General features: G+C 43.9%; 20 protein-coding genes. 16 read left to right on the top strand and 4 right to left on the bottom strand.

Going from position 1 to position 18,609, the window contains the following annotated elements; translation table 11 throughout:
• Window positions 1-34: 34 nt before the first annotated feature.
• The 10 genes from DVG78_RS03865 to DVG78_RS03820 all read left to right on the top strand — a co-directional run bounded on the left by DVG78_RS03865 (window position 35) and on the right by DVG78_RS03820 (window position 7,982).
• Window positions 35-1,108 (top strand): DNA cytosine methyltransferase, encoded by a 1,074-nt coding sequence (locus DVG78_RS03865; protein WP_114459754.1) that lies wholly within the window; start codon window positions 35-37, stop codon window positions 1,106-1,108.
• The gene (locus DVG78_RS03860; RefSeq protein WP_114459753.1) at window positions 1,087-2,148 is read left to right on the top strand and encodes a DUF262 domain-containing protein; all 1,062 of its coding nucleotides are present in this window, start codon (window positions 1,087-1,089) and stop codon (window positions 2,146-2,148) included. Before DVG78_RS03865 ends, DVG78_RS03860 begins: the two co-directional genes overlap by 22 nt.
• On the top strand, window positions 2,149-2,814 hold the full coding sequence (locus DVG78_RS03855) for an MAE_28990/MAE_18760 family HEPN-like nuclease (RefSeq protein WP_114459752.1): 666 nt from the start codon (window positions 2,149-2,151) through the stop codon (window positions 2,812-2,814).
• A 38-nt stretch (window positions 2,815-2,852) separates the two neighbouring features.
• Window positions 2,853-3,662 carry a nucleoside triphosphate pyrophosphohydrolase gene (mazG, locus tag DVG78_RS03850; protein ID WP_114459751.1) on the top strand — a complete coding sequence of 270 codons (810 nt, stop codon included), beginning with the start codon at window positions 2,853-2,855 and terminating at the stop codon, window positions 3,660-3,662.
• A gap of 112 nt (window positions 3,663-3,774) precedes the next feature.
• Window positions 3,775-4,860 carry a hypothetical protein gene (locus DVG78_RS03845; RefSeq protein ID WP_114459750.1) on the top strand — a complete coding sequence of 362 codons (1,086 nt, stop codon included), beginning with the start codon at window positions 3,775-3,777 and terminating at the stop codon, window positions 4,858-4,860.
• 36 nt (window positions 4,861-4,896) lie between these two features.
• The gene (locus DVG78_RS03840; RefSeq protein ID WP_114459749.1) at window positions 4,897-5,490 is read left to right on the top strand and encodes a DUF6992 family protein; all 594 of its coding nucleotides are present in this window, start codon (window positions 4,897-4,899) and stop codon (window positions 5,488-5,490) included.
• 46 nt (window positions 5,491-5,536) lie between these two features.
• On the top strand, window positions 5,537-6,364 hold the full coding sequence (locus DVG78_RS03835) for a DUF481 domain-containing protein (protein ID WP_147276990.1): 828 nt from the start codon (window positions 5,537-5,539) through the stop codon (window positions 6,362-6,364).
• Window positions 6,365-6,376: 12 nt separating this feature from the next.
• Complete coding sequence (locus tag DVG78_RS03830) at window positions 6,377-6,808, top strand: gamma-glutamylcyclotransferase family protein (RefSeq protein ID WP_114459747.1); 432 nt, start codon at window positions 6,377-6,379, stop codon at window positions 6,806-6,808.
• 42 nt (window positions 6,809-6,850) lie between these two features.
• Window positions 6,851-7,558, top strand: coding sequence for a hypothetical protein (locus DVG78_RS03825; RefSeq protein WP_114459746.1), 708 nt, complete (start codon window positions 6,851-6,853; stop codon window positions 7,556-7,558).
• An 88-nt stretch (window positions 7,559-7,646) separates the two neighbouring features.
• Complete coding sequence (locus tag DVG78_RS03820) at window positions 7,647-7,982, top strand: DUF2853 family protein (RefSeq protein ID WP_114459745.1); 336 nt, start codon at window positions 7,647-7,649, stop codon at window positions 7,980-7,982.
• An 81-nt stretch (window positions 7,983-8,063) separates the two neighbouring features.
• Here DVG78_RS03820 and bshC read toward each other — a convergent pair whose 3' ends face one another.
• A complete protein-coding gene (gene bshC / locus DVG78_RS03815) occupies window positions 8,064-9,671 on the bottom strand; it encodes a bacillithiol biosynthesis cysteine-adding enzyme BshC (RefSeq protein ID WP_114460029.1) in 1,608 nt (535 codons plus the stop codon).
• A 169-nt stretch (window positions 9,672-9,840) separates the two neighbouring features.
• Here bshC and DVG78_RS03810 point away from each other — a divergent pair, with 169 nt between their 5' ends.
• The 6 genes from DVG78_RS03810 (at window position 9,841) to serS (ending at window position 15,751) form a co-directional block, all read left to right on the top strand.
• Window positions 9,841-10,524: a glycosyltransferase family 2 protein gene (locus DVG78_RS03810; RefSeq protein ID WP_114459744.1), complete on the top strand. Its 684-nt coding sequence runs from the start codon at window positions 9,841-9,843 to the stop codon at window positions 10,522-10,524.
• A 53-nt stretch (window positions 10,525-10,577) separates the two neighbouring features.
• Complete coding sequence (locus DVG78_RS03805; protein ID WP_114459743.1) at window positions 10,578-10,838, top strand: CBU_0592 family membrane protein; 261 nt, start codon at window positions 10,578-10,580, stop codon at window positions 10,836-10,838.
• A gap of 19 nt (window positions 10,839-10,857) precedes the next feature.
• Window positions 10,858-11,823, top strand: a complete 966-nt coding sequence (locus DVG78_RS03800; RefSeq protein WP_114459742.1) for an HTH domain-containing protein — start codon at window positions 10,858-10,860, stop codon at window positions 11,821-11,823.
• Between the two features lie 59 nt (window positions 11,824-11,882).
• Window positions 11,883-13,241, top strand: a complete 1,359-nt coding sequence (locus DVG78_RS03795; protein WP_114459741.1) for an aspartate kinase — start codon at window positions 11,883-11,885, stop codon at window positions 13,239-13,241.
• 323 nt (window positions 13,242-13,564) lie between these two features.
• On the top strand, window positions 13,565-13,999 hold the full coding sequence (tnpA, locus tag DVG78_RS03790) for an IS200/IS605 family transposase (RefSeq protein WP_114459740.1): 435 nt from the start codon (window positions 13,565-13,567) through the stop codon (window positions 13,997-13,999).
• A 480-nt stretch (window positions 14,000-14,479) separates the two neighbouring features.
• On the top strand, window positions 14,480-15,751 hold the full coding sequence (serS, locus tag DVG78_RS03785) for a serine--tRNA ligase (protein ID WP_114459739.1): 1,272 nt from the start codon (window positions 14,480-14,482) through the stop codon (window positions 15,749-15,751).
• 74 nt (window positions 15,752-15,825) lie between these two features.
• Here serS and DVG78_RS03780 read toward each other — a convergent pair whose 3' ends face one another.
• The 3 genes from DVG78_RS03780 to DVG78_RS03770 all read right to left on the bottom strand — a co-directional run bounded on the left by DVG78_RS03780 (window position 15,826) and on the right by DVG78_RS03770 (window position 18,597).
• The gene (locus tag DVG78_RS03780; RefSeq protein WP_114459738.1) at window positions 15,826-16,755 is read right to left on the bottom strand and encodes a glycoside hydrolase family 43 protein; all 930 of its coding nucleotides are present in this window, start codon (window positions 16,753-16,755) and stop codon (window positions 15,826-15,828) included.
• Between the two features lie 85 nt (window positions 16,756-16,840).
• A complete protein-coding gene (locus tag DVG78_RS03775) occupies window positions 16,841-17,287 on the bottom strand; it encodes a DMT family transporter (protein ID WP_114459737.1) in 447 nt (148 codons plus the stop codon).
• Between the two features lie 62 nt (window positions 17,288-17,349).
• On the bottom strand, window positions 17,350-18,597 hold the full coding sequence (locus DVG78_RS03770; RefSeq protein ID WP_114459736.1) for an ABC transporter permease: 1,248 nt from the start codon (window positions 18,595-18,597) through the stop codon (window positions 17,350-17,352).
• Between the last annotated feature and the right edge of the window lie 12 nt (window positions 18,598-18,609).

Below are 18,609 nucleotides of genomic sequence, written 5' to 3'. Positions count from 1 at the left end.
CGTTAATTTGCGTAATTACAAACGTTTTCCTTCAATGTCCTCAATCAAAGTTATAGATTTATTCTGCGGAATTGGTGGGTTATCCCACGGTTTTGTCCGGGAGGGGTTTGAAGTTGCCGCTGGCTTTGATATTGATGAAACCTGTCGTTTTCCATTTGAGACCAATAACAACGCACTTTTTGTAAATAAAGACATTCGAGAAGTAAAAGGCTCCGAACTAAGTGCCTTTTTTGGAAAAGCTGACGTTCGTATATTGGTTGGTTGTGCCCCTTGCCAGCCGTTCTCCACTTATGCTTTCAAATCTCCTGACAAACAGGAAGATGCTCAAAAAGCAAAATGGTCACTTTTAGGTGAATTTGCACGACTCATTGAAGAAATAAAGCCCGAAATCGTTTCGATGGAAAATGTGCCCGGTTTGGCTAAGTTTGATAAGTCGTATATTTTTCAAGACTTTCTTAAAGTCTTAGACAAAAACGATTACTTCATTGATTTCAAAGAAATTTACTGTCCTGACTACGGTATCCCACAGCAGCGGAAACGATTGGTTTTATTGGCATCAAGATTGAGTCCGATAAAAATCATGGATAAAACCCACAGTCCTAAAACGTACAAAACCGTTAAGGATGCTATTGGCGACTTAGAGCCAATTGAAAGTGGCGGCATTTCGGAAAAAGATCCTATTCACCGAGCTTCTAAGTTGTCTGATAAAAACATACAGAGAATTCGCCAATCTAAACAAGGTGGTACTTGGCGGGATTGGAGCGAAGATTTAGTGTTGGACTGCCACCGGAAAACATCCGGAAAGAGTTACGGAAGTGTTTACGGACGAATGGATTGGGACAAACCTTCTCCTACCATGACTACTTTCTGTACAGGCATTGGGAATGGTCGTTTTGGGCATCCTGAGCAGGACCGCGCCATTAGTCTGCGCGAAGCCGCATTGCTTCAAACCTTCCCAAAGACCTACAAATTTGTCCCCGATGGACAAACCCCTAACACTACACGTCTTTCTACGCACATCGGTAATGCTGTCCCGGTTGAACTGGGCCAAGTAGTAGCCAAGAGCATTAAATTTCATTTAGCACAATGGCACAAGACCTACAGTTAGAACTCTTCTCAAGATTTTCAGAAGAACAACAAAATCGTGCAGAGCAACAGATTTTTAATCTGCAAAAAATTGTCGATTACGAAATTAGAGAATATACTATAGAATTACTCATACAAAAGTATAAGGAAAATGAAATATTTATTCCAAAATACCAAAGGGGTTACGTGTGGGATAAACAAAGGGCCTCTAAGTTTATTGAGTCATTGATATTAGGTCTTCCTATTCCATATATGTTCTTGGCAGATAATGATGGGCGCTCGGAAATAGTCGATGGTTCTCAAAGAATCAGAACATTAGACTACTTTCTTGCAAATGATTTCAAACTGCAAAAGTTGGAAAAACTAACAGAATTGGAGGGGTTTCGTTTTCAAGATTTACCTCTATCAAGGCAACGGAGGTTAAAAAAAAGGACTATACGATTAATAGAGTTAACTGATAAAGCAGATTGGGATACTAGAAAAGATGTTTTTCAGAGGATAAATACAACGCCCGTACTCCTTTCTGCAATGGAAATAAGGAGGGGGTATTTTGAAGGCACATTTAATAGCTTTATTGAACAGTGTTCAAATAACCAAAAGTTCGCTATCTTATGTCCAATCAGTAAAGAACGAACCGATAGATCTGAAAGGCAGGAATTGGTTCTACGTTTTTTTGCATATACGGAAAAATATACAAGCTTTGTTCATCGAGTTGATGATTTCCTAGATGAATATATGAAGGAAAAGCAAAACAAATTTGATGCTGATAGCATGGCTGAAATGTTTGAAGATATGTTAGATTTTGTTGATATGTATTTCCCCTATGGATTTAGAAAAACTATTAACCATAATTCCACACCCCGAGTTCGATTTGAGGCTATTGCTGTAGGTGTAAGTCTAGCTTTACAAGAGAATCCTAAGTTAAAGCCTGCTATCCCAGTCATTGAATGGTTAAACTCAAAGGAATTTGAAGATATAACAACAACAGATGCCGCAAATAATCGGAATAAATTAATCGGCAGAATTGAATTTGTAAAGAATAAATTATTGAGTAAGCGATAGATGAAAGATGTTACACGCATGTTTCAAGAAAGGGCAAAGGAAATTGATTCTTACTTTTTTCTTCTTGAAGAACTTATGATTAAAGAAGCTAAAATTGCTTTTTCAAATGGTACAATTCATAAAATTGATATTAATTTAGCTCAAATTCTTCGAGCTAACGGCTTCTTACTTCTTTATAATATTGTTGAATCATCTATTTCACAGGCCATTGAAGCTATACATAATGAAATTTTAACAAAAGAAATAGAATACGATGCGCTTAATCAATTAGTAAAAAAAGAGATTTTTAATTACATAAAGAAAAATACGAAATCGGATAACTTTATCACTGGAGTTCAAAATATAGTCACCGATATTTTGAAATTTCACCCTCAATCAAGAGAAATTTTTTCAGGAAATGTTGATGCAAGGGAGATTAAAGCTTTGTCTGAAAAATATGGCTTCTCTTGTAAAACAAATGCAAGAAAAACAAAAAATGGAGAAAATTTACTTACTGTCAAAAGGCATAGAAATAACTTAGCTCACGGTTTTATTTCATTCCAAGAATGTGGCAAAGAATATTCAATCCAGCAACTCATAGAAATTAAAGATGAAGTAATACATTATGTTGGTAATATTTTGCATAATGTTGAAGATTATTTAGATAAAGAAATGTATAAAAGATAAACATAGAGTTATCTTTTACGTGAAAATATATTTATAGAATGATCACACTCTCCGACCTTCCCGAAAGCCGCATCCAACAACTCCTCGCTTTCGACCGATTGCTCAACATCATGGATGATTTGCGGGCGCAATGTCCGTGGGATAAAAAGCAGACAATGCACAGTTTGCGGCATTTGACCATCGAAGAAACCTACGAATTGTCTGATGCCATCATGGAGAATGATTTGCCCGAAATCAAAAAAGAATTGGGCGATATTTTGCTACATATTATTTTCTACGCCAAAATTGCTTCCGAAACTAACGACTTTGAGATAAAAGACGTACTTCACGGTATTTGCGAAAAACTCATCGTGCGTCACCCGCATATTTATGGCGATGTTAAAGCCGATACCGAAGAGCAGGTAAAGCAAAACTGGGAGCAGATCAAACTAAAAGAAGGTAACAAGTCTGTTTTGGGTGGGGTTCCAGCCTCGCTGCCCGCGCTTATCAAAGGCATGCGTATTCAGGAAAAAGCCCGTGGTGCGGGCTTTGACTGGGAAGAAAAGCAGCAGGTGTGGGAGAAAGTAGAGGAAGAAATGCAGGAATTCAAAGAGCATTTCAACGCCGACGATAATTCCATCATTGACAAAGAAAAAGCTGAAGGTGAGTTTGGCGATTTGTTGTTTTCGTTGGTCAATTACGCCCGTTTTATTGATATAAATCCTGAAACGGCCTTAGAACGTACCAATAAAAAATTCATCAAACGTTTCACCTACCTCGAAACCCAATCCCGCGCCGACGGCAAACAATTGCACGAAATGACACTGGCTGAAATGGATGAATATTGGAACAAAGCCAAAACCCTGTAACATTCTATCAACGGATTGAGTCTCAACTCCGTTACTTTTTCTCAAATGAACGTCTATTGAGTAATCAGGGCCCTGATTACTCAATAGACGTTCATCATTAAAGGGGAAAACAATGCACTTCAAGCTGTTTATTTTGGTGCTTTCTCTGTTTGTGCTCACGGCACAGGCCCAAACCCCTTTTACTGCTTCTTGGGATTTTGAAGGAAATAATGGCGGCTCAGTCAACAGTCCAAATGTGAATATTTCATCAGTCGGACTAAGTGGGAATGTGAATCAGGCAGGCTATCCAGCAGGTGCATCAGGAACCGCCATCAGCATCCGCCTTTGGACAACGGGCGGCCTGAATACCAATAAATATTTGGAGTTTTCAATTACTCCCCAAAACTACCGATGCGCCATCACATCGGTTTCTTTCGCCTGTAATCGCTCGCCCCAAGGGCCCACGCAAATTGCATTGCGCTCAAATCAGGATGGATTCAGCGGCAATCTGGGTTCAGGTTCGGTAGGCGAAAACTTCGGTACGCAGAATTATTCCGTTTCGTTCAGCGGTCTGGAAAACACCGTTACTTTTCGTATTTATGCCTACAGCGCCGTGGACGATTTAGGTACGCTTCGTATTGATAATCTGCGCGTTAACGGAACCGTCACCGTTGTACCTTTGCCAGTCGAGCTTACTTATTTTCGCGGAGAAGTCGTTGATAATCACGTTAAAATAAATTGGGAAACGTCTTGGGAACAAAATGCTAGTCATTTTGACGTTCAGCGGAGCCGCGATTTAAGTGAATTCGTCACGTTTCAATCATTGGCCGCCGCCGGCGATGTCAGCGAGCGAACGCTCTACACCGCCACCGATGCCGCACCCGTTCCGGGTGTGATGTATTATCGACTGCGCCAAGTAGACCGTGACGGGCAATTTGTATATTCCAAAATAATCCCCATTCATTTTGACGTAAATGCGCCCCAACTTTGGGTGTTTGGCAATCCAACTTCGACCCGTAATATTCAGGTTAGGCTTCGTCATTTTCTGCCCTCCGAAATTAAATTATTCTCGTTGAATGGGCAAGCCATTTCGCTTCAGTGGCAGTCTTTGGGGGCTGATGATTACATTTTTCAAACAATTGCCCCCGATGGTTGGTATTGGTTAGTGGGTGAGCATCAAGGAAAACGCGTCAGTCAAAAAATTTGGTTGACTGACTAGCAACTCACTCGCATAATTCATCCACTCGCAACAATTATGAAAAAGTCTCTCATCGGGTTTCTGATGCTTTTTGCAGGCATTCAACTTCTTTATGCGCAATCTGTACCCACCCTTCCTCAACTCACCGAGCGCCAAGCTCGGCTCCAACGCACTGGAACTTGGACACTGGCCGGATGGTCGTTGGCCAATCTGGCGGTAAGCGGCATTGCCATCGGCAAAGCCGAAGGTAGCGCGCGGTATTTTCACGAGATGAACTTGTATTGGAATGCCGTCAACGTAGGGATTGCTGGCGCGGGCTTGTTGAGCCTGCGTAAAAAAAGCCCTTCTCCTACCCTTTCTTCGGCCGTGAAAGAGCATTATACTTTACAAAAAACGTTGCTTTTCAATTCGGGGTTGGACGTGGCCTACATCACAAGCGGGTTTTGGTTATTGGATAAGTCAAAAACCGAAACGACCATTACCCGCCAAAACCGCTTCCGGGGATTCGGGCAGGCGGTGGTAGTGCAAGGTGGTTTTTTGCTAATTTTTGACGTAACCAATTACCTCCTTCACCGCTCCGACAATGCTCGTTTACACCAACTTTTGGACAAAGTATCTCTCAACGGCAATGGAGTAACGCTGCAATTTTAAGCTATCTTTACCGCTAAAATGTTAGCTAAACTCTACCTTGACCACGATGATACGTTTTCTCCTTGCGCTGCTGTGCTTGCTGGTAGCCTTTGCACCTGTTTGTATGGCCCAAAGTACTCCTGATACCTTGCAGGTAAGTTCGACCGAAACCTCTTCCGAAGAAGACGAAGAAGACCCCGCTTATCCAGAAGTAGCAGAATCTGAACAAGATAGTACCAAGCAGTTTTTCGTCCGTTTCAATGCCGACGGAACGGCTTCTACGGGAAACGTTGAGCGAATATTATTGCAACTTACATCAGCGTTGGACTGGAAACCAAGCAATCAATTTAAACTATCGAGCAGCCCATCTTTTATTTATGGGCAACAAAATAAGCTGTTGGCCGAGCGCGAATTTTTCGCGGATGTCCGGGGTTCGTTTTGGCACCAAAAACAAGTTTATGGCCTTGCTTTTGTAGCTTGGGATAAAAGCAATTTAAGGCGCATCCTCAATCGGTGGACGCAGGCCGCCGGGATTGGCATAAAGTTGGTTCAGAGAAAGAGGGCTTATTTTTCGGTTACCAACCTCATTTTACACGAAGTAACCGATTTTACCGAGCGACAAGACATTGATGTTTGGCGAAATTCAACCCGCTTATTGGGAGAATTTGCCCCCGATAAAGCGGGGAAGTTTACCATCACAAGTATTGCATTTTTGCAACCAGCCATTTCGGTCAAAAACAATTTTCGTTGGAACGGCTCCTTAACTTTTGCTTACAAAATGAGCAATCATTTGAGCTTACGCACTAAATTTGAAAATGCGTACGAAAGTTACGTAGTACTCGGACGTAAAAACAACGATTTCCGCTGGACCATCGGACTGTCTTTTGAAAATTAATATCTCATTGTTGTGAACCCTGAATTGCCCCTCACCAATTCGTCCATTTTCGTCTACGGCACTTTAATGCAGGGCTTTACCAACCCGTTTGCCAAGAAAATTCGACTAAACGGCATTTGGCGCGGTAAAGCATCTTTTGCAGGTGTGTTGTATGATTTGGGTGACTATCCTGGAGCGATTTATCAGCCTCAAAGCCCCCATCGGGTACACGGTGAAGTATGGGAGTTGAAAGAGTTTCAAAAAACAATCGTCACATTGGACCGCTACGAAGGAATCCACATTCGGAACCCTGAATACGTGCGACAGTCTATTCCCGTCACTCTTGAAAATGGCGCAGACGGCGTTTGTTGGACGTATCTTTTTTGTCAATCAGTCGAATCATTTATCTTTATTCCCCACGGTGACTACCGAAAATGGTTATCGGATGGCAAACAACATTTGTAATTAATGGGCGTTTTCATAACTATTGTCTTATTACCCTAACGTGTGAAGCATTTTAGCCATTTCCTCCTTTTATTTTTTTTCCTACTTACAGGTCAGCTTTTTGCCCAAAAAGGCTATGTTCTGGGCAAAGTACTGGATGTTACGACCAAACAAGGTGTTAATTTGGCGACCATCACCAACCTGAAAACCCGCGACATGACCCGCACCAATAAGTACGGTGTGTTTTTTTTGGACGCCTCCGTTGGTGACTCCATCGAAATTGCCAGTCTAACTCATGAGCGCGGTGCTTTCCGCTGGAATGGCGATGCCGAAGAGCTGACGTTTATGTTGAAAAAACTGGATAAAGCCATCGAGCTACCAGAAGTACGGGTAGCCTCCAAACGCGAACAGGAACTGCAAAAGGAGATTGCCCGGGTCGTAGCGGAACCAGAAGCCCGCAAAAATCTATCGTTTGGCGAAGCCATCAAAATGGCGCAATCTCCCATCAGTCTGCTGTACGAGCTGTTTAGTAAATCGGCCAAAGAAGACCGAAAAGTGGCCATGTTGATGCAGGAAAAACGCCGCCGCGATTTGGCTAACTACCGCTTTGCCATGATTGCGGGTCAGGCCACCGAACTGAGTGGTGAGCGGTTGGAGCGGTTTCGTTATTATTGTAATTTTTCGGAGGAATTTTTGCTCCTGTCGAGCGACTATGAGCTTACCTACGAAGTACTCCAACACTGGTATTCATTCAAAAGATTCAAAAAATAAGCCAAAAAACTTGCAGTTTTAACGCCTTTTTTCGATTATTCACCTCTTTTAGTCAAATCCCTTATTTTCACCTAAAAACCATAAAATCATGAGTGCATTCTCAGATGTTGTTGAAAAGTCGCTGGAACAATTAAGCAGTGTTGGAGTAGCGGCCGACGAGGCTCTTGTGACAGCAGTAGCCAAAGGCTTAGGCCCCTCCATTTACAATCAGGATTCTTCTTTAGTGGCTTCATCAGATCAGGAAGAACTAGACCGCGTAAAAACCAACTTTTTGATTGGTAAATTAGGATTGGCCGACGGCCCAGAATTGGACGCCGCCATTGCCGAAACGGTCGCAACGCTCAAAGGCATCAACCGTAAATTACGAGTAGTATTTTATTACCTGCTTGTCAAAAAATTTGGAAAAGAAGCTATCTACGCATAGACTATACGAAACTCTTTTTCACGACAAAGCCGTCCCAAGAGAGACGGCTTTGTCGTTTTTATAGCAACGAGAAAAACGCTTTTATGCTGGGTTGTTTCGCCCCGTAGCATTGTCGGAAGAAAACACTTCTTCTTCCCCTTCTTCGTCGGTCAAAATATTAAAGCTAAAATCCAGCGGGTCGAATGTTCCCAGTAGTTTCTCCAAAAATGTATTATCGTTCAAGTAAAAATTCAGAAAATTATCGCTCCGTTCCTGCAAACTTCCGTTCGGAAAAAGTTTTGATTTTAGGCCCAACAACTGATTGACTTCCGTTTCATAATTGCGCTCTTCTGCTTTTTTTAGGCGTTTTTCTACGTTTTCCAAGGTATTAAGCACCTTGGTTTTTTCGGCATTTACCGCGCCTTCCAAGGTCTTATCAATGGAAATAGCTTTACGCAAAATAGCCACAAAAACCTCCTCAATAGCACGTTTCTCCTCGTCGAGTTCCAACGACAACGAAGATGTTTTTTCAACAAACGTCTTACGTAGTTTTACATCATCCCAGAACAATTCTTCAACGGTTACGCCCAGTTTCTCGGCCCGTTTTTGACTGGCAGAATTGATGTATAATGCAAAATTTCGCGGCAATAACATCGGGAAAGGCACTTGGAAATAATCAAAAATTCCCTTCAACTGCAACCAATACGGCACTTCAGAAGGCCCGCCGATGTAAGCAAGGTTGGGCAAGATAATCTCCTGATACAAAGGTCGCAAGACTACATTTGGGCTAAAACGCTCGGGATGTTGATGCGCAATGGCGATAATTTCTTCCTGCGAAAAAGTCAAATCACTGTTGAGTACCCGATAAATATCTCCCTCTTTGACGATGCGCTCGCGCAGGCCATCTATCAAATAAAAAAAGTTGATTTCGCGGGGCGTAATCTGCGTGTGATAGCCTTCTGCTTCGAGTTTTTGCGTGGTGGCATTGCTGATTTTGTGCGCTTCCTGTTGCAGAATTTCCGATTCAACGACGGGTAAAAACAAACGTTTTAGTTCGGCATCGTCGCCATCAATGCATACCAAACCCTCGGCCCCAAAAAGCTCATTCATATAGCACCGCACGGCATCGGCCAGGGTATCGCATTGCAAATAAGCTTTTTCAAACACAGGAACCCGCTCAGGCAGGATTTTGAGCGCTTCGCCCAATTCGCGGGGCGTCATACGCCCTACCGCACCGCGCTGTTGGGTTTGCCAGGTATATTTTTTGCCAAAAAGATTAAAGTAACTGATTTCCTCAAAATCATGGTCTTCCGTAGCCATCCAGTAGACAGGCACGAACTTCGAGTCGGGATAAGCAGCCTGTAATTTTCGCGCCAAAGTGACGGCCGTGACAATTTTATAAATGACGTACAATGGCCCCGTAAATATATTTAGCTGGTGACCAGTGGTAACCACAAATGTATTTGGCTCATTCAGAATGGCTAAATCTGGTTTGACCGATATATTTTTATACTGCCGTTCAAGCGCTTTTACAAGCACAGCCCGGTGTTCAGGCGGAAATTGACTTTTGTCTTTTATCTGTTTTTCAAAATTGCTTAATGTCGGAAAATGTCCGTAAAAAGGCTGTAAATGAGCTTTTTGGGAAATGTAGTCTAAGAAAAGCGGTGGGAACGCGCCCGTAGTTTCAAGTGGTAAGGGTTGACAATGCATGTTTGAGGGAAAATTTGACATTAGACAGACACCGGATCAGTTCGCCAAAACGGTTAGACATTGAGAATCAACATTCCGCTTCCAAGTCTAAACACTTAAACGAAACACCTCTCCGTAAAGTTTCCCTATCTTTGCAACTACTGCTCTTAAATGCTAAACCCTAATTCTTTTGAACATTATCGTCATCATTCCTGCCTACAACGAACAGGAAGCCATTGGAAAAGTCATTGCCGAAATTCCGAAAGAATGGGTGCGGGAAATCGTCGTGGTCGACAATCGCTCCACCGACCAAACGGCGGCCCGCGCGGCCGAAGCGGGCGCTACCGTAGTGCCTGAACCTTTGCCCGCCTATGGCAGAGCGTGTTTGCGCGGCATGGCGTACGTGCAGTCGCTCAAACTACCACCCGACATCATTGTTTTTGTAGATGGCGACCACTCTGATTATCCCGAACAACTCCCCGATTTGGTGAAACCCATTCTCGAAGAAAACTACGACATGGTGATTGGCTCACGGGCCTTGGGAAAGCGCGAGAGCGGCTCCATGACGCCCCAGCAGGTATTTGGCAATTGGCTCGCTACGTTTTTGATGCGCCTGCTTTATGGCGTCAGCTATACGGATTTGGGGCCGTTTAGAGCCATCAAATGGGATAAACTTTTGGCGTTGGATATGCAAGATACCACCTACGGCTGGACCGTCGAGATGCAACTCAAAGCCGCCAAGCACGGCATGAAAACCACCGAAGTACCCGTAAAGTACCGAAAGCGTATTGGTTTTTCGAAGATTTCGGGCACCCTGAAAGGCGTTATTCTGGCTGGTTACAAGATTATTACCACAATTTTCAAGTATTGGTAAAACCCACAGGTTTCTACCGATTTATCCCGTAATTTTGCGAAAAATTTCAAAAGATGTCCCAACGCATTATCATAGACGTTCTTGGCTGGATTGGTTCAGTATTGGTCGTAGCCGCGTACGCGCTCAACATCAGCGGCCGTTTGCATCCCAACTCCCATTTTTATTTATGGGCCAATTTAGCTGGCAGTATTTGTCTGATTGTCAATACCCTATTTCACGATGCCATTCCTTCTGCCGTAGTCAATATAGTATGGGTCGGAATTGCGATTTGGGGCATGGTGAGAAGAGGGAAAGAAAATTCGATTTTAAAATAAACGATTTAAATCAACACAAGTGAATTTTCTGGAATTAGCCGAACAGACAATTATCAAAGCAAATCAAGCTTTAACTACCAATGAAGTTTGGGAAAAAGCCGTTGAATTCGGTTTCGATAAAAGTTTAAATACAAAAGGAAAAACACCTTGGGCAACGCTGGGAGCACGCTTGTATGTTGATATACGTGATAATCAAAAGAGCATTTTTGAAGCTATTGGTAAAAGGCCAACAAAGTTTTGGATAAAAGGTATCCCCATTCCTAAACCATCTGCCGAAAATCAAAAAAATCACTCGGAACAGGTTATAGTAGAACAAACAATTGTAAAAGCTGAGAAATTTCATGAGCGTGATTTGCATCCTTTACTCGTAAAATTTGCTGACACTTTTCATCACTTTAGGGGTGCAAAACTGAAAACAATCTTTCATGAGAATTCACTTAGGAGTAAAAAAGGATACAACAAATGGATTCATCCAGATTTAGTAGGAGCTTATTTCTCTTTCAATGACAAAATCAGGCAGTACGAAAGAGTAGTTATCGACTTTCAAAATGATTTTGCAATTACTTCTACCAAACTGTTTTCGTTTGAAATGAAAATTCGTTTAGATATTGGAAACCTCAGAGAAGCTTATTTTCAGGCAGTTTCTAATTCAAGCTGGGCCAATGAAGGTTACTTAGTAACATTAAAGTTAGATGAGGAGGTAATTGAAGAAAGTAGAAGACTTGCTAATTCGTTTGGGATAGGTCTTATAAAGCTCGACGGTGAAAACATTGAAAGTAGCCAAATTATAGTGCCTGCCGCTATCAAAAAGGAATTAGATATAGATTCTATGGATAGATTGGCCAGCGAAAACCGAGACTTTGCGGAATTTTTACAAAATATTATTGATGACAAAAAAATCAAAAAAGTAAACAGTCGTTACGATGAAGTTTTCGATGACATCAAATTTGAAAAGCATCTCAAAGAAAAAGGGATTATTAAGTAATTGATGAGATTCCTGACTCAAAACAAAAATTCACCAGTACATTAATTTAATATACAACAATGCAAGTTTGGAAATTTGGCGGAACGTCGGTAGGAAAACCCGAACGGATGCACTCAATCAGAACACTTATTACGGCCGACAGCGGTCGCAAAATTGTGGTATTGTCGGCCCTATCTGGTACGACCAATGCGTTGATTTCGATGGGAGAATCGGCAAAAGCGAACAATGACGCCGAAGTACAGGAAAAAATAGATGCCTTGAAGGCGCACTACGATGCGTTTATCAAAGAATTATACAGCACCGAAGAAAGTCTGAAAAAAGGACAGACCATCGTCGACAATGAATTCAATTTTATTCGTTCGGTGTTGAAAAGCCGTCCTTTTACCCTCAAACAAGACAAAGAATTGGTGGCGCAGGGCGAAATCATGAGCACGCAACTGTTTCAGGGCTATCTGGAAGAGCAGAGCGAAAGCTCTGTACTGCTGCCAGCGCTTGATTTCATGCGCATCGACACCGACGGCGAGCCTGAACTGGAAACCATTGAGGCACTTTTGGGCGACATGCTCGACCACCAGACCGACAAACAACTCATTATCACGCAGGGATTCATTTGCCGTAATCCTCGTGGCGAAGTGGATAATCTCAAACGCGGCGGTTCTGACTATACCGCGTCGTTGATTGGCGGGGCGATTCGGGCCGAAGAAATTCAAATCTGGACCGACATCGACGGAATGCACAACAACGATCCACGCATCGTAAAACGTACGTTCCCCATCCGTGAGTTAACGTTTGAAGAAGCCGCTGAACTGGCATATTTCGGAGCCAAAATCCTCCACCCAAGTACCATCACGCCTGCCAAAATGCGTGGTGTACCCGTACGTTTGAAAAACACGATGGAGCCGCAAGCCTTCGGCACGTTGATTGCAACGACCACTACCGACCGCGAAATCAAAGCCATTGCCGCCAAAGACGGCCTCACGGCCATTTATATTCACTCGACACGTATGCTGAATGCCTACGGGTTTCTGCGTCGGGTATTTGAGATTTTTGAAAAATACAAAACCCCCGTCGATATGATTACGACCTCCGAAGTATCGGTTTCGGTCACCATCGACAATGACACGAATTTAGCCGAAATCACGGCAGAGTTGAGCGAAATCGCCGATTTGGAAGAGCACGATCGCGATTTGTCCATCATCTGCATCGTAGGGGATTTCAAAGCCGACAAAGAAGGAATCGCTCTGAAAGTATTTGAGGCCATGAAACACATTCCAATTCGGATGATTTCATACGGAGCATCAGAGCATAATCTGTCGATTTTGGTATGGTCTAAAGACAAAGCCGAAGCGCTGAACGTGCTCAACGAGCGCCTGTTCTACTACGAAGATGCCATGAAGAATATCTTCACGGCGCAGTAGAGACTGGCAGCAACTACATCAGGGCTAAATCCCTATATGATAAGCGCTATCCCCGGTCTAAAGACTGGAGTTAGAGGAGAAAGACAACTTCTAACTTTGGCACGCAAGTGTAAACCACTGACCTTCCCTAACCCCGCGCCTTCAGGCCGGGGCAGAAAGAAGCAATAGAGTCAGGCAAGGGCTTTAGCCCTGACGATAGCCGCGAATGTGTCAGGGCTAAAGCCTTAACAGTTGTATGAATGCCAACTGCTCCGACCTAAAGGCGGGAGTTGGTGGAGGCAAGAAATAATACAAGGGCTTTAGCCCTGACAAAACAACGCACTATGGCTTTCGTTAAAATATGGATTCATGCCGTTTGGAGTACCAAAAATCGTAACGGCATTCTTGAAAAAGGCAAACGTGAAAAACTATTTGCCCACATTAGAGAAAATGCCCGCGCCAAAGACATCTACATAGATTTTATCAATGGCGTAGAAGACCATATTCACTGTTTGTTGACGCTCAATGCCGATGCAACAATGGCAAAGACCATGCAGCTCATCAAAGGAGAAGCCGCACACTGGGCTAATCAGGAGCAATTGTTTCGGGAAAAACTTTATTGGGCCGATGAATACTATGCGGTATCGGTGAGCGAATCACAAATCGAAAAAGTGAGGACGTATATTCGCAACCAAGAGGAACATCATCGAAAGAAAACTTTTGCGGAAGAGTGTCAGGAGTTTATAAGCAAATATGGATTCTATGTAAGTCAGGGCTAAAGCCCTTGCTAGTCATACGAATGCCGCTTTCCCCGGCCTAAAGGCCGGAGTTAGAGGAGCAAGGAAGAGATTACCAAAACCCCTTAACACCGCGCCTAAAGGCCAGATTTAGAGGAGAAAGGAAGAGATTGTCCAAATCCCTTAACCCCGTGCCTTTAGGCCGGGGAAAGCGGAGGCAAGAAATAACACAAGGGCTTTAGCCCTGACGATAGCCACTATTAGTCGCATGAATGCCAACTCCCCCAGCCTAAAGGCTGGAATTAGAGGAGTAAGCGAGGAAGAGTTTGCACGACTCCCTTAACCCCGCGCCTTCAGGCAAAGGCAAAAAGAACAAACGTACCAAGCAAGGGCTTTAGCCCTGACGATAGCCACTGTTAGTTGTATGAATGCTGACTGCCCCGTTAAAATAGAAAAAAGAGAAATAAACAACAATAGCTGCTTCGACATTTCGATTTAGCTCTTACAAATTAATGATTTACAATGCTACAACTGAATTTTATCCGCGAAAACCGCGAACTCACAATCGCTGGTTTAGAACGCAAATATTTTAAAGGAGCCGCTCAAGCCGTTGATAAGCTTTTGGGATTGGACAAACAGCGCCGCGATACACAAAGCGAACTAGATGCCACTTTATCACAATCCAACACGCTAGCCAAGCAAATCGGGCAGTTGATGAAGGAAGGGAAAAAGGAGACTGCCGAAGCTGCCAAGGCCCAAACCGCCACGCTAAAAATACGCGCCAAAGCCCTAGAAGAGAGCCTTAGAGAAGTAGAGGAGCAGTTGCAGGCTACGTTGGTTCTGTTGCCCAACCTTCCCCACGAAAGCGTGCCGCCGGGCCGCACCCCCGAAGAAAACGTAGAAGTGTACACCTGGGGCGAAAAACCAAGCCTAACAGAAGGCGCTAAGCCACACTGGGATTTGATTGAGCAATACGACATCATTGATTTCAAACTCGGCACCAAAATCACGGGCGCAGGTTTTCCCGTCTATAAAGGCAAAGGCGCTCGGTTGCAGCGCGCCATGATTCAGTTTTTTCTAGACCAAGCGGTAGAAGCAGGATATTTGGAAATTCAACCGCCGATTCTTATCAACGCTGAATCAGGCTTTGGTACGGGTCAATTGCCCGATAAAGAAGGCCAAATGTACCACGCTACCGTCGACGATTTGTACTTGATTCCGACCGCCGAAGTGCCGATAACCAACCTGTACCGCGACGTCATCGTGGCAGAAAATGACCTGCCAATCAAAAACGTAGGCTACACACCTTGTTTTCGTCGTGAAGCAGGTAGCTGGGGCGCGCACGTGCGCGGTCTGAACCGTTTGCACCAGTTTGACAAAGTGGAAATTGTGCAGGTTCGCAAAGCCGAAGAATCGTATCAGGCGCTCGACGAAATGGCCGAACACGTAAAAGGTTTGCTCCAAAAACTGGAATTACCCTTCCGCATCATCCGTCTCTGCGGCGGCGATATGGGCTTTACGTCGGCGCTTACGTTTGACTTTGAAGTTTGGTCTGCGGCGCAGGCGCGCTGGCTGGAATGTAGCTCAGTTTCTAATTTTGAAACCTATCAGGCCAATCGCCTGAAACTTCGTTATAAGACCGAAGGCAAAACACAATTGCTTCATACCCTCAACGGCTCGGCGTTGGCATTGCCCCGTATTTTGGCGGCTCTGCTCGAAAACAACCAAACGCCCGAAGGCATTCGCATTCCGAAGGCATTGGTTCCGTACTGTGGTTTTGAAGTAATTCAATAAATTGGGGATGCGGTCGGTTGTGAGCAACCGACCTCACTGCTTCGTGGTGTCGGTTGCTCACAACCGACACTTTTTTACAGTTTTTTCAACGATTCCAATAAAGAAGGCGAGACCTTAAATGCCGTTCCGTGGCGTATTCCTTCGGGGAATTTCACTTGGTCAGATACATCTTCCCACGTTTTCATGTCTTTTGAGCGCACCGCCCCGTATTTGTGCTGGGTGTATTTGTCGAAATACACGTATACATATTCTCCCACTTCGATGGCCGTTGGGCCTTCGGCCCAGTAATCTCCCGTAATGGGCGCCGAAACCTGCGTAGGAAAAGGCCCTAGCGCACTGTTGGCCTTTGTGATACGAATATTTTTCTCGGCAGGCTTCGGGTTTTCGTTTTTCAAAAACATGTAGTACTCCTTCCCTTTTTCAAAAATCGTGGCATCAATCACACTAAACTCAGGGTTAAAATACATTTTTGTTTCGCTGAAAGTCTTGAAGTCGGGCGTGGTGACGTAATACATTCGGTGGTTTAATCCTTTTTCTTTCTCAGAATCTGCCACGTCGGTATGCCGTCCTGGAATAGTAGTGGCCCAAAAAATCAGAAATAACTTCGTTTTTTTATCATACGCAATCTCGGGAGCCCAACTATTTTTGGCGGTGGATTCGTGTTCCATAACCGAAATGGCCTTCTGTTCTGACCAGTTCACCAAGTCTTTAGACGACGCATAACCCACGATTTTGTCCCACCAGCCGCTCGTCCAAACCATGTGAAAAGTGCCGCTTTTGTCTTGATAAATACACGGGTCGCGCATGAGTTTATCTTTCCCGATTACGGGCTGCAAAAAAGACGTCCCCCCTTTTAAGGCCTGCCATGTGAGGCCATCGGTACTGTAAGCAAAGTGAAGTCCATCTTCTCCATTTTTAACAAAATACGAAAACAGATAAGCCTCTTTTTGAGCAATAGCTAAAAAAGGAAAAAGCATTAAAAAGACCAAAGACCTGATTTTCATTTGGATAGAGGTTTTAATATCAATTTATTTCGTAAACATCTTCAGGGTCACTCCTAATAATTCTTCTGCACTGTACGGTTGGTCGTTAGTTTTTAAGTACCAAAACGCCCCCCACGATAATCAGCCCAATGCCAAATATTCGCCAAATATTCATGGGATGAACGGCAAAACCCACCCATCCAAAATGGTCAATCAACACTCCAGCCACTAGCTGTCCAGCGATGATAAGACACAGCAGGTTGGCGGGTCCGATTTCTTTCACAATCAGAATAACGGTCAGAACGTAGAAAGCCCCAAACACCCCTCCAAGCCATTTCCACCAGCTGATACTTCTGAAGGTTTCAAAGCTCGGGATAGCATCTTTGTTGAAAAGCAAGTAGCACACCAGCAAGACACATAAACCCGTGACAAACGAAAGAATAGAAGATAAAATAGGGTTTTGGGTAGCAAGACGCAGTTGTGAATTAACCCCAGATTGAAACGTATTGGTTACGCCAATCAAAAAAGCCAACAATAGAAAAAAGTAATTCATGGGAAGTTAAAGCCAGATGAGTTCTGCAAACTTCCCAAAAAAACAGCGGAATAAAAAACCCTTTACTTAGCCCGAATCGCCTCCACGGGGTCCATACGGGCGGCTCCGAAGGCAGGCACGATGCCCGCCAAAACACCAATGATGCTCGACACGCTCAGTCCAAGAATGATGTTTTTGGGCGAAAGAACAATCTCCAACGTGCCCAATTGAATAAAAGACATTAAGTAAACCAATCCAATGCCGACCATTCCGCCGATGAGGCTCAGGAAAATGGCTTCAAACAGAAATTGAAATAAAATGAAGTAATTTTTGGCGCCTAACGATTTCTGAATTCCGATGAGGTTGGTGCGCTCTTTGACTGACACAAACATAATGTTGGCAATCCCGAACCCTCCCACTAAAATAGAAAAGCTGCCAATTACCCAGCCTACCAGCGTAATGACCCCAAACAAACTTGAAACTGCCTTTGTGGCGGCCTCTGGGCGATTGATGGAGAAGTTTGTGGTCTGGGAAGGTTTCAAGCCGCGCTTGGTACGTAGCAATCCTACAATTTCGGCCTCAAGTTCTACCAATCCATCATCTTCGGGTTTTCCTTTAACCACAATGGATACAGAGCTATTGATGCGGTTTTGGAATGATTTTGCAAACGTTAAAAACGGCAACAAAACTTTGGTATCTGGATTTCCCGCAATATCAAACAGCCCCTTTCCTTTTTTCTTTTGAACACCGATAACGGAATAGTTCAACCCTTTGATTTTAAAGCTTTTGCCGATGGGTTCGGGGTCATTGGGGAATAGTGTTTCGGCAATTTCGGCCCCTATAATGGCAACACTCCGTCCAGCGTCTATTTCTTGCGGTGTAAAATACCGCCCCTTTTCAATTTCTACGTCAGAGACTTTATTGAAGTCATACGTCATCCCCTGAATCAACGCATCCATGCTGTTATTGCCGTTTTTGGCCGTCAATCCGCCCTTAAACCCCATCGCTACTACTGCCTCGGCTCCTTCCATTCGTTCGGCCAAAAATTTGTAATCACTGTAAGAAGTTTCTGGCCACTGAAAATATTTCCACCACTGAAATTCCCCCCCAAAATTCCACGGCCATTTCTGCACATACACTACGTCGGTACCGATGGTTGCCAAGCTTTGGCGAATACTCCGCTCCAGTGAATCAACGATGGTAAAAACGCCGATGATGGCAAAAATTCCGACCGTTACCCCCAGCAACGATAAGGTGGTACGCAAAAGGTTGGAGCGCAGTGCTTGCCAAGCAAAACGCAGACTTTCAAACGTTTGACGGAAAAATTTCATGGCCGTTGACGG

The organism is Runella aurantiaca, from assembly GCF_003339505.1.
GTDB lineage: Bacteria > Bacteroidota > Bacteroidia > Cytophagales > Spirosomataceae > Runella > Runella aurantiaca.
The sequence above is the reverse complement of the archived record's forward strand: the minus strand, read 5'-3'. Positions and strand labels throughout refer to the sequence as shown.

Excerpts from the sequence above, each read along its gene's own strand:
- serS (WP_114459739.1), top strand. The coding sequence starts at position 14,480 with ATGCTACAACTGAATTTTATCCGCGAAAACCGCGAACTCACAATCGCT.
- DVG78_RS03860 (WP_114459753.1), top strand. The coding sequence starts at position 1,087 with ATGGCACAAGACCTACAGTTAGAACTCTTCTCAAGATTTTCAGAAGAA.
- DVG78_RS03845 (WP_114459750.1), top strand. The coding sequence starts at position 3,775 with ATGCACTTCAAGCTGTTTATTTTGGTGCTTTCTCTGTTTGTGCTCACG.
- DVG78_RS03795 (WP_114459741.1), top strand. The coding sequence starts at position 11,883 with ATGCAAGTTTGGAAATTTGGCGGAACGTCGGTAGGAAAACCCGAACGG.
- DVG78_RS03855 (WP_114459752.1), top strand. The coding sequence starts at position 2,149 with ATGAAAGATGTTACACGCATGTTTCAAGAAAGGGCAAAGGAAATTGAT.
- bshC (WP_114460029.1), bottom strand. The coding sequence starts at position 9,671 with ATGCATTGTCAACCCTTACCACTTGAAACTACGGGCGCGTTCCCACCG.
- DVG78_RS03840 (WP_114459749.1), top strand. The coding sequence starts at position 4,897 with ATGAAAAAGTCTCTCATCGGGTTTCTGATGCTTTTTGCAGGCATTCAA.
- DVG78_RS03865 (WP_114459754.1), top strand. The coding sequence starts at position 35 with ATGTCCTCAATCAAAGTTATAGATTTATTCTGCGGAATTGGTGGGTTA.
- DVG78_RS03805 (WP_114459743.1), top strand. The coding sequence starts at position 10,578 with ATGTCCCAACGCATTATCATAGACGTTCTTGGCTGGATTGGTTCAGTA.
- DVG78_RS03775 (WP_114459737.1), bottom strand. The coding sequence starts at position 17,287 with ATGAATTACTTTTTTCTATTGTTGGCTTTTTTGATTGGCGTAACCAAT.
- DVG78_RS03835 (WP_147276990.1), top strand. The coding sequence starts at position 5,537 with ATGATACGTTTTCTCCTTGCGCTGCTGTGCTTGCTGGTAGCCTTTGCA.
- DVG78_RS03780 (WP_114459738.1), bottom strand. The coding sequence starts at position 16,755 with ATGAAAATCAGGTCTTTGGTCTTTTTAATGCTTTTTCCTTTTTTAGCT.
- DVG78_RS03770 (WP_114459736.1), bottom strand. The coding sequence starts at position 18,597 with ATGAAATTTTTCCGTCAAACGTTTGAAAGTCTGCGTTTTGCTTGGCAA.
- mazG (WP_114459751.1), top strand. The coding sequence starts at position 2,853 with ATGATCACACTCTCCGACCTTCCCGAAAGCCGCATCCAACAACTCCTC.
- DVG78_RS03820 (WP_114459745.1), top strand. The coding sequence starts at position 7,647 with ATGAGTGCATTCTCAGATGTTGTTGAAAAGTCGCTGGAACAATTAAGC.
- tnpA (WP_114459740.1), top strand. The coding sequence starts at position 13,565 with ATGGCTTTCGTTAAAATATGGATTCATGCCGTTTGGAGTACCAAAAAT.